This is a genomic window from [Clostridium] symbiosum ATCC 14940 (assembly GCF_000466485.1).
Lineage (GTDB): Bacteria > Bacillota > Clostridia > Lachnospirales > Lachnospiraceae > Otoolea > Otoolea symbiosa.
In genome coordinates this window covers 1-10,173 of the sequence record NZ_KE992821.1, presented here as the reverse complement: position 1 = coordinate 10,173, position 10,173 = coordinate 1, and the positions used below count along the sequence as shown (strand labels likewise).

Genomic DNA, 10,173 nt, shown 5'->3' with positions numbered 1-10,173 from the left:
GGACGCGTCCTCCAACCTCAGTTAAATCTCTATTTTCACCTGATATTGACTTGTACTCTTCTTAATATTATAATAATTCCAGCAATAAGTACATCTTATTTTTATTATCGTATTGAACATTTCGGGCACAGTTTAAAGTAAAAACATTGGTTGGGGGATACTATGGCGGATAAAGTTTTGATCGTAGACGACGATCCATCGATTTGCAGACTGCTGGAAAAGGTTATGCACAGCAATGAGCTGGAAACCACGGTTGCAGACAGCGGGCTTGCCGCTCTGAACCTTTTAAAGAACCATTCTTACGACATGATCCTGATGGACATCACCCTGGGCGATATGGAGGGCTTCGACGTAATTAAGAAACTCCGCAGCCAGGGCATCCAGACTCCCGTTATGATTATCAGCGGCAGGAACGAGGATTATGATTCCCTGTACGGTCTGTCACTGGGGGCCGACGACTATATTACCAAGCCCTTCCGGCCCCTTGTTCTGGGTGCTAAGGTAAAGGCTTTGATCCGGCGCAACAAGAATATGGTTCTGGACCACTCCGATGTCCTGGACTGCGGACCGTTCACTTATAATACCTCCACGATGCGCTTTTACAAAGGAGAAGAGGAAATTTCCCTCTCTTCCAAAGAAAACAGCCTGATGCTGCTGTTCATGAAGCATCCGGGGCAGGTATTTACCAAAGACATGATTTATGAGCATGTCTGGGGCACCAGCGTCGCAGTCGATGACAATGCCATCATGGTCTATATCAACCGCCTGCGGGGCAAGATCGAAGAGGACAGGCAGAAACCGGAGCATATTGTCACAGTCAGAGGACTGGGCTACCGTTTTATTCCTTAGGACAGGCAGATGGCAGGAATGAATTTTCAAATACGCCCTATTACAGTATTGCATCAATAGCTGTACCGGATTCCCATTTATTCCCTTGATAATTACCATAAATAGTATGATATAATCATTTAGTAACAATATTGTAATATTTATGTAATATTAAGGAGGAAATTACCATGAGAAAATCATTAATTTATGCCTTGACCGCAGCAGCCATGACTGCAGCAGGAGCCGCAGCCCCGATGACAGCCCAGGCTGCCGTCAATACATATACGCTTCCGGGAGGAAACGGACAGGCTATCGTAATCAGCGGAAACTTAAATTCCTTCAACTGTGAAAACGGTTTCCCCGGAATCCAGCTTCCGGATAACATGTTTCCGGGCAGCCAGATACCGGGCAGCATGCTGCCGGATAATCTGTTTCCTATCCCGGATTTCGGCGGCCAGGGAGGCACTGACGGCGGTATCATCGATGGCGGTATCATCGACGGAGGTATCACCGGGGACGGACAAATCAACCAGGACGATGCGGCGGCTCAGGTAGTAAATCTGGTCAATGAAGAGCGGGCAAAGGCAGGCCTATCACCTCTGACAGCCGACCGTTCCGTCACAAGCGCGGCCCAGAGAAGAGCGCGTGAGATCGAGACTAATTTCTCCCACACAAGACCGAACGGCAGCAGTTTTTCCACCGCGCTCAGTGAAGCCGGCGTGAATTACAGAAGTTCCGGAGAAAATATTGCCTACGGCCAGACTTCCGCATCAAGTGTAATGCAGGGCTGGATGAACAGCTCCGGCCACCGCGCCAATATCTTAAACGGTAATTTTACTAAAATCGGAGTAGGCCATTATAAGAGCGCCTCCGGTGTAGATTACTGGACACAGTTATTTACAAACTAAATCCTTTTCACCGGCCGGTGAAAAGCGGTTCTGTATAAACGATAACCTGCACGCTCCGCGCACAGGTCACCGTCATCAATAAGGGACTACCGCCCGCCACGGCGATAGTCCCTTAACTGTTTCCTGTCCGGCTGCAAAAGGCTGACTGTGCGTATTCTCACGGTTCAGTCTGAGCATTGAGCATCACGCAGACAGTAAAATATGTCTTGTCATATTCTACTTTCATGACCCCCTGATATTTCTCCACCACTTTATTAACCGACTCCAGGCCGATTCCGGCTCCTTCGTGTTTAGTTGAGGAAAATCTCCCCTTCTGCCGGTTAATCTGATTTCCATATGTATTCTTTATCGTTAAAATCAACTGCCGGCCTTTCCTGCATGCGTTCACTTTAATATATTTTCTGCCTTCACTCTGAGCAATACAGGCCTCGGCTGCATTCTCCACCAGATTACCGAAAATAATGCATAAATCCGTATCAGCTATACCGCATTCCTCCGGCAGATCCACCGTGATTTCCGTCTCGATTCCGTGGTTCTGCGCCATACCGGCATAATGTTGAAGTATCACATCAGCCACATGATTTTTACAGAGAGAAAAATCCCGGCACGCCTCATATTCCGGTATCAGCTTTTTGAGATAGCTTTGAAGCTGCTCCATATCTCCGTTCTCGGAAAACCCGTTCAGGGACATCAGGTGGTGCCTCCAGTCATGGCGGAGCCGTCTGGTGCTCTCAATATTTTCCAGCAGTTTTTCATACCGCTCTTTCTGCATCTCTAACTGCATCGTAATGCGTTTTGTATCCTCCATGGCAGAGATGCCCTCATGCGTCTGGATAATCATCTGCAGTGTTACCCAGAACAGCGCGTAGGTCGTAAAAGACCAGAGAATCGTGAACAGGATATCCCCCGTTCCCATATGTACCGGCTTTTTCCAGTAATCGCTGATGAATTTTACATAGAAAACCAGATAAGTGAGGGCAGGAATCACCCAGATAAACCGCCAGAATGAGGATGCCACATTCAGCTCAATCACTTTTTTATAAAGGTCTAAGAACAGGCTGCCGAGCAGGGGGATATAACCGATAAGCACCAGCACCGCATAAAGCAGCTTTGACAGCTCGCAGGAAAAGGGAAGGTGCAGTACATGCCCCATTACCTTTCCCACAACCATGATATTCACGTAGAGATTCAGTACTACAAGCACAAGAAACAGGATTTCCAGGCGGCTGCACCTGACGCTCAGATAGAAAATCAGCACTGCCAGAAAAATCCACAGCAAAATTCCAAAGGTACTGTATTTGTAATAATTACGTCCGGACGACAGGAACAGAATCGTCACCGCCACTGTGATTGCAATCAGCAGCAAGACGAGCAAGCAAGTAACAGGGACATTGTGCTTATAACGGCACCTGAGAGGGGCGTATACAATATAGGCAAAGACCATACAGGTGACGGCAACCCTGACTGCAATACAGATAAGATCCGTGTCCACGGAATGCCTCCTTCCCGGTATGTATCTTTTCGCTGCCACATACACTGTTTTCTTTTTCGAACGCACGACGGTTCTGTTTACCGCAATAATTCATTATCATCATCAGGAGCCCGTGCAGGGGCTGTCCCTCTGTGCCAGCATAAACGCCTCCATGTCATCCTCTGACATAGGTCTGGAATAATAGAATCCCTGAATCTGATCAACTTGACAGTCCAAAACCAGCCGTTTCTGCTCCTCTGTCTCGACTCCCTCGGCGATTACGCGCATGCCCAGGTTCTTAAAAGCACTTATCAGGTTCCTGACGGCATAAAATGCTGTTTTCTTTTCCATTGCAGCATATACCAGGCTTTTATCTAGCTTGACTGTTCCGAAGGGAATGTGAAAGACCGTTGAAATATTGGAATAACCGGTGCCAAAATCATCCAGTCCAATCATGATTCCATATTGGTTCATCTCATATGCAAATTCCGTGACCAGTCTGGGATTTTCAGCCAGAGTACTCTCCGTAAATTCAATCTTTATCTTTGTGAACGGGGTTCCGTTCCGTATTATAATATCCAGTACCTTCTGCGCCAAATCCGGTTCTGAAAACTGCACCGCCGAGAAGTTGACATGGATTGCTCCCACCTCAATTCCTAGTTCCGTCAGCCTGTTAATATATTTACAAACCTTATCCAGAATAATATAGGTGATTTCAATGATAAGGCCGGTTTCTTCGGCAACGGGAATAAACTCGGACGGATAGACCGGGCCGATTGGCGTGTGATTGAGACGCATCAGGGACTCCGCATAATGAAAGGCTCCATCCTCTGCCGAATAGATCGGCTGATAATACATTTCAAAGGAGGGGTTTTTCAATTCATCTTTCAATATCTGTATCACGCTGTTCCTTCGCTCCAGTTCAGCGAGCATGACCTCATCGCAATAGCAGATAAAACCATGTCTGCCTGTCTTCGCCTGGAAAACGGCATATTCGATGGAGTTGATTGCCGTTTCCAGCGTATCGCCGCTTCGTGTCCGGCGTATGACTCCCACCGCGACCGACAGTGTAAACCGGTACTCTTCTACTTCCCAGGGCTGCTTCATCCGTTCCCGTATCGCAGCAAGGCACTCCTTGATATCCCCGTCACTTTCCGAAGTGAAGAGAAGGGCAAACTCATCCCCGCTGAAGCGGTACACACCGTCCCTGGGACCGATTTCACAGAGATATCCGCAGATTTTCCTTAGAAATTCATCTCCTTTGTGCTGGCCGCAGACATTGTTAATCTGCCGGAACTGCCGAAGCGATACCACGGCCAGTGTAAACTGTTTTTCCGGATGCTTTTTAATCAGCAGCCCCATCATATCCAGAAGCTCCTGACGGTTTGGCACATTTGTCAGATAATCCCGCGAGATCTGGCGGTTCTGCAAATGGAGATAAATTATCAGCATAACACAGGTAGCCGCCGACCCTGTCAGAATAATGTCCGGATAAATCTGCTGGATTAAAATAACAAATACTGCAAGAAGCGGGAAAGCTGCCAGAATTCTGTATACCGTCCGCTCAATCTGTTTCCGGTGTATTACCGTCATGCTCAGACTGGCCAGACAGTAAAAATAAAAGACCAGATAGGTGAGATAAAGACAGCCTCCCCTTTCATATCCGTCCGCACTGAGCGTAAACAGCATTCCCGTCAGCGGATTGGCCAGTACCACCAGCGAGTAGGCCACACCCGGAATCATCCAAAAAACGAGCCCCCGTCTCAGTGAAGAGCTTCCCTCAAAGAGAACAGCTGCCGCATATGTAAAATAGATCAGTCCCATCAGGGGCGTAAATAGAAAGTATACTGTCGTCACAATCCAGGTCATCCACCGCAGGCCGGAACGCAGATAATAAATCATGAACGTGGACAATATATTGCTGCCGATTGCGATGAACGTAATCACCAGGCACAACCGGAAGGTTCTGTTCTTAAATGAAGGGAGATGGCTTCCCTTTCTCGAATACGTCCATATAATGAGCAGAAAAATGAGGGAAACCACTTCCGGTGCAATATTCCAGGTCATCCTGTCACCTGCCATTTCCGGCGCAAATATCCTTCAAACAGCATTCCTCACAATGAGGCTTTGTTCTCGCCGTACAGACATCTCTTCCGTGATAAACAAGCCTGTGGCAAAAATCACTCCCCTCTTCGGGAGGAATAATCTTCCATAATTCCATCTCCACTTTTTTAGGATCTTTGATGTTATCCACCAGCCCCATCCGGTTTACCAGACGGATACAATGGGTATCGGTCACAATGGCCGGTTTTCCAAAAACGTCTCCCATGATGAGATTTGCGCTTTTACGGCCGACTCCCGGCAGCTTCAACAGGGCGTCAAAGTCCTCCGGCACTTTCCCGCCGTACTGCTCCCACAAAATCTTCATACAGGCATTTATGTCTCTGGCCTTACTGCGCCCGAGGCCGCAGGGCCTGACAATCTCCTCAATTTTATCCACGTCCGCTTCCGCCAGCGCCTTCACGTCGGGAAATTTATCATATAAATCCTGAACCACAACATTCACTCTGGCGTCGGTACACTGGGCCGCCAGCCGGACACTAACCAGAAGCTTCCATGCCTGGTTATAATCGAGCGTACAGCCCGCATCAGGATATTCCTCTTTTAATCGTTTTATTATTTCAAGAGCCAGTTCCTTTTTCGTCATTTCTGTATCTCTCCCCCGTTCCCCCAATCATAAACATGCTTTATCCTGTAGCTGCAGCGAAACCTCATTTATTTAAGCCTTAACAGCCCACCTCATTTTAGTCGAACGGGCGCGGCTGTTCATATTGCACTCTTCTGCTGTCGGACGGATTACCTCATCTGCAATTTCACTGTAAACCCCTTGTTTTTTTAACCGCTTAAACGATTTCTTGACGAGGCGGTCCTCACCGGAATGAAACGTCAGGATCGCCGCCCTTCCTCCCGGCGACAGTATATCCGGCAGTTTTTCCAGAAATTCTTCCAGCACCTCAAACTCACTGTTCACATCGATTCGGAGGGCCTGAAATGTCCTCTGGCATGATTTTTTGACCGCTTCCTTTCTCTCGCCTTCCGGCAGGAAAGAGAGTGCCTCTTCTATCAGCCTGCGCAGCTTCGACGTCGTATCAATGGCGGTACCTTTGCGTCTCGCCGATATTACTGCGCGGGAAATCTCAGCCGCATAAGGTTCATCCGAGTTCTCCGCCAGCATCCCCTCCAGTTCTTCCCTGGAAATATCTTTAAGGCGCTCCGCCGCTGAAATTCCTTTTTCAGAATCCAGACGGAGATCCAGCGGCCCCTCATTCTTGTAAGAAAAGCCTCTGTCCGGGTTATCAATCTGCATCGATGAAACCCCCAGATCCGCCAGCACAAAATCAAAGGTTCCCGCCTCCGCCGCCACCTGATCAATATTCGCAAAGTTCAGTTTCCTGACGGTGAGAAGCTCCGGACCGTAGCCCAGGGCTTCCAGTCGCTTTCTTGTCTTTTCCTGCTCTACGGCATCCACATCGAGGCCATAAATATGGCCTTTTCCCTGCAGGCATTCAAGCATTGCCTGAGTGTGTCCGCCATAGCCCAGCGTAGCGTCCAGCCCCTTCTGCCCCGGCTGTATCTGAAGAAATTCCAATATTTCCTTTACGCAGATCGAAATGTGCATGCCGACGGGCGTGCTGCCCTTTTTAATCACCCTCTCAACCGTCTCGGGATATTTATCTGGCTGCAGCTCTTTATATTTCTCATTATATTTACGCGGATGAGTCCCCTTATAACGGACACGGCGTTTATGCTGTTCCTGATGCTCCATCGGTTACCTCCTGTAAAAAATCCTGTTAAGAACAAAAACGTACGTACCTTCTTTTTTCGAGATCTCATATTCTTTCAGAACAGAGAAACCGTTCCGGGCCGCCAGCGGCCTTACAAACCCTCTGTTTCTCGAATAAAGGATTATGATGCCGTCTTCCTTAAGGAAACCGGCAATACAGCCGAAGAAACGCAGGTACAGCCCGTATATCTCTTCTTCCGTAACGTGTCCCATCTGAAACGGCATGTCCGTGATAACCTCGTCAAACAGATAGTCGTGGCGGAACTGGAAGAAATCACGGTTGATATAATGGGCCGCCATACCGGCAGCTTCCGTATTCTTTCTGGCCTTTCGCACCGCATCCTCCTGGATATCCACACCGTAGGAGGTGTAGGCCCTGACTGCTTTATGGCGTTCAATCAGCATGGTTCCGGCGCCGCAGAAGGGATCCAGCACCTGCGCCCCTTCTTTCATGTATTCCCTGGCGAGCGCCGCCGTCAATGCGGCCGCCGTCGGACGGATACCGGTGGGCGTGACTTCCTTTCTGTATGAAAAGCGGTTGTCTTTCAAAGTATAGAGTTTCAGCAGCAGATTACAATTGCCCTCTTTATTCTCTATCAGGCGCAGCTCCACTTCATAATCCGTGGCCGTATTAATCAGCTTCCTGCCGGACAGCTTTTCAATCTGGCCGGACAGTTTCCGTATAAAAGAGCTTCGCTCCTCCAGTGTTTTCCTGCTCTTCAGCTCGATTCTGAAATACCATGGTTCACCCCCGCCGTGGCTTTCGTTAAGGAGGGAAAGGAGGCCGGAGCCGGTAATCACCTCTGCCGCCTTAAACGGTTCCATCGGGCATGTTCCCATATCCCTGACTACAAATAAAAGCTCCTGCCAGGTCCGTATTTTATCCATCCATCTTAAATTCGTCACCCTGGCTCTGACTCCCGCGCCAAACACCTTCGATTTGGCATCCGGATTAAGGGCCGTCAGTTCCTCCTGCGTCAGGCCTGCAAAATTGCGGTTGGTCAGGAGGACAATATCATAAGGCCGGTCAAAGCCGGTAAATTCATGGTTCTTAATACCTTCCGCCCGGACCACGAGGGCAGATAATTCCCTCATTTCTTCCATCAGGTGCTTTCTGTTCTCCCGCGTCTCCTCCATCTTTCCAAGCAAACAGAGCTGCTCCTTCAGTTCTTCCAGATAAGCGCTGTAATTAAAACTGCCGATGGCGGACAGGTAGGCGCTTTTGACAAAACGCTGCTCCTCTCTGCGGTATGCCGCGTAAACCGGCTCCAAAAACTCCTGATTTCCAAGATCCCCCATCAAAAGCGCAGCATTTTTCCGTGTCTTTGCATCTTCCGACCAAAGCAGCCCGGCTAATTGTTCCTCCTGTCCTTTCACAAGTGAAGACAGGACTTTCAGCTTCCCTTTGTCTTTTACTTCCTGCCTCAGAAGGCTTAAATTCTGCCTCACATCCCTGTTCTGTGCAATCTGATTCCAATACTCCTTTATCATATTCCTCCCCTGGTGGTTCTCACTTTTCTGATTTTTCCTTTGATCGGCTTGTCCTGCAGGCTTTCCAGGACATGGCTTCCTTTACCGTTTAATATTTCTACATAGGTCAGGCTTTCCCTGACATCAATAATTCCTATATCCGAGACTTCTATCCCATCGATACTGCATAAGGTTCCCACAATGTCACCGGGACGCATTTTTGATTTCCTTCCGCCTCCAATGGACAGGCGGGTGATATCCTGATTCAGAGCCGCCCTTTTGGACGGCTTTGCCTCTGTTTTCAGCCGCTGTGACTTCCAAAAGTTTTTTTCTTCTTCCCCGCTGCTCTCAGGGCAAACCAATACAGGCAGAGAGCGTCCGGTATATTCCTCCGTCATCTGAAGCATACGCCTGTCCTCAGCCGTTACCAGACTGACTGCTTTGCCGGTCCTGCCGTTTCTTCCGGTCCGTCCGATGCGGTGGACATACGTCTCTCTTCCGGTGGGAAAATCGTAATTGATGACATGAGTGATATTCTCCAGATCAATTCCTCTGGCCGCCACATCCGTAGCTATCAGATACCGGACAGCCCCCCGCCGGAACGCATCAATGGTCTTCAAGCGTTCTTTCTGTTCCAGCTCTCCGTGGATCATTCCGCAGAATATCCTGTGTCTGCGCAGTTTTTGGAACAGCACGTTTACCATCTCCCTCGTTCCGCAGAAAATAATACAGCACTGTGGATTTTCCCTGTACAGTACATTCAGAAAAACCTTAAATTTATTTTCATTATCCGTCTCAAAAAGCTCCTCCGTGATGGCATTCTCCGCCGCCTCCGGCTGTTCCGTAAAAATCATCACCATATCATGGATATGGGAACCGGCGAACTCACGGATTTCCGGTTTCAGAGTCGCTGAAAACAGGGCAATCCTGCACTCAGGAGAGAGGAGGTCAAGAATCTGCTTAACCTCGTCGATAAAACCCATGTCAAGCATCAGATCCGCCTCATCAATTACGAGACAGGTGACTTTGTCAAGAATGAGGCTCCCCCTGCGTATATGATCCATAACACGGCCCGGTGTGCCTGTGACAATATGAGATTTCTGTTTCAGGCTCCGTATCTGTTTATCGATGGGAAAACCGCCGAACACGGCAGGAACCTTCAGGCGTTTTTTCCTTCCGATATGAAAGACTTCTTCCTGAACCTGTACCGTCAGCTCTCTTGTTGGCTCCAGAATCAGCGCCTGCGGAAGGTTTTCCTCCCATATTATCTTATCGCAGATGGGAATCGCAAACGCCGCCGTCTTACCGCTCCCGGTAGGCGCTCTCCCGACCACGTTCTTTCCCTCCAGCATAGCCGGAATTACCTGCTGCTGGATCTCAGTGGGCCTTTCGTAGCCGAGCAGCCTCAGTGATCCCAATATATCGTCCGACAGCCCATAGGCGCCGAAGCTGTCCTGGTTTTCATTTATCATTATTCACCGCCAATCAACAAAAACACCCTGCCGGGCGGCACTGGCTCACGATCTGTATCGTAAGAAAGCGCAGGGCAAGGATTAATTACCGTCATTTTATCATTTTATGCGAAAGATAGCAAGGATTACATAAGAAAGTGCTGATTATACTGAAATGAAAAAGTAAATTCCACTCCCCAT

General features: G+C 48.8%; 8 protein-coding genes. 2 read left to right on the top strand and 6 right to left on the bottom strand.

Annotation, left to right across the window (positions count from 1 at the left end):
- Positions 1–162: 162 nt before the first annotated feature.
- Positions 163–849 carry a response regulator transcription factor gene (locus tag CLOSYM_RS03265; RefSeq protein WP_003509113.1) on the top strand — a complete coding sequence of 229 codons (687 nt, stop codon included), beginning with the start codon at positions 163–165 and terminating at the stop codon, positions 847–849.
- A gap of 167 nt (positions 850–1,016) precedes the next feature.
- Positions 1,017–1,736, top strand: coding sequence for a CAP domain-containing protein (locus tag CLOSYM_RS03260; protein ID WP_021640939.1), 720 nt, complete (start codon positions 1,017–1,019; stop codon positions 1,734–1,736).
- Positions 1,737–1,893: 157 nt separating this feature from the next.
- On the opposite strand, the gene CLOSYM_RS03255 is transcribed toward CLOSYM_RS03260, so the two are convergent.
- The 6 genes from CLOSYM_RS03255 to CLOSYM_RS03230 all read right to left on the bottom strand — a co-directional run bounded on the left by CLOSYM_RS03255 (position 1,894) and on the right by CLOSYM_RS03230 (position 9,993).
- Positions 1,894–3,228, bottom strand: a complete 1,335-nt coding sequence (locus CLOSYM_RS03255; RefSeq protein ID WP_044902099.1) for a sensor histidine kinase — start codon at positions 3,226–3,228, stop codon at positions 1,894–1,896.
- A gap of 102 nt (positions 3,229–3,330) precedes the next feature.
- Positions 3,331–5,289, bottom strand: a complete 1,959-nt coding sequence (locus CLOSYM_RS03250; RefSeq protein WP_021640937.1) for a GGDEF domain-containing phosphodiesterase — start codon at positions 5,287–5,289, stop codon at positions 3,331–3,333.
- A complete protein-coding gene (locus tag CLOSYM_RS03245; RefSeq protein WP_003509121.1) occupies positions 5,279–5,914 on the bottom strand; it encodes an endonuclease III domain-containing protein in 636 nt (211 codons plus the stop codon). Before CLOSYM_RS03245 ends, CLOSYM_RS03250 begins: the two co-directional genes overlap by 11 nt.
- Positions 5,915–5,986: 72 nt before the next feature.
- Positions 5,987–7,033, bottom strand: a complete 1,047-nt coding sequence (rsmH, locus tag CLOSYM_RS03240) for a 16S rRNA (cytosine(1402)-N(4))-methyltransferase RsmH (RefSeq protein ID WP_021640936.1) — start codon at positions 7,031–7,033, stop codon at positions 5,987–5,989.
- A gap of 3 nt (positions 7,034–7,036) precedes the next feature.
- Positions 7,037–8,542, bottom strand: a complete 1,506-nt coding sequence (locus CLOSYM_RS03235; protein ID WP_021640935.1) for a TRM11 family SAM-dependent methyltransferase — start codon at positions 8,540–8,542, stop codon at positions 7,037–7,039.
- Complete coding sequence (locus CLOSYM_RS03230; RefSeq protein ID WP_021640934.1) at positions 8,539–9,993, bottom strand: DEAD/DEAH box helicase; 1,455 nt, start codon at positions 9,991–9,993, stop codon at positions 8,539–8,541. The genes CLOSYM_RS03235 and CLOSYM_RS03230 overlap by 4 nt, the downstream gene beginning before the upstream one ends.
- Between the last annotated feature and the right edge of the window lie 180 nt (positions 9,994–10,173).

Bases quoted from the DNA above. Each gene is read 5' to 3' on its own strand.
- CLOSYM_RS03260 (WP_021640939.1), top strand. From the start codon at position 1,017: ATGAGAAAATCATTAATTTATGCCTTGACCGCAGCAGCCATGACTGCA.
- CLOSYM_RS03230 (WP_021640934.1), bottom strand. From the start codon at position 9,993: ATGATAAATGAAAACCAGGACAGCTTCGGCGCCTATGGGCTGTCGGAC.
- CLOSYM_RS03235 (WP_021640935.1), bottom strand. From the start codon at position 8,542: ATGATAAAGGAGTATTGGAATCAGATTGCACAGAACAGGGATGTGAGG.
- CLOSYM_RS03265 (WP_003509113.1), top strand. From the start codon at position 163: ATGGCGGATAAAGTTTTGATCGTAGACGACGATCCATCGATTTGCAGA.
- CLOSYM_RS03250 (WP_021640937.1), bottom strand. From the start codon at position 5,289: ATGGCAGGTGACAGGATGACCTGGAATATTGCACCGGAAGTGGTTTCC.
- rsmH (WP_021640936.1), bottom strand. From the start codon at position 7,033: ATGGAGCATCAGGAACAGCATAAACGCCGTGTCCGTTATAAGGGGACT.
- CLOSYM_RS03245 (WP_003509121.1), bottom strand. From the start codon at position 5,914: ATGACGAAAAAGGAACTGGCTCTTGAAATAATAAAACGATTAAAAGAG.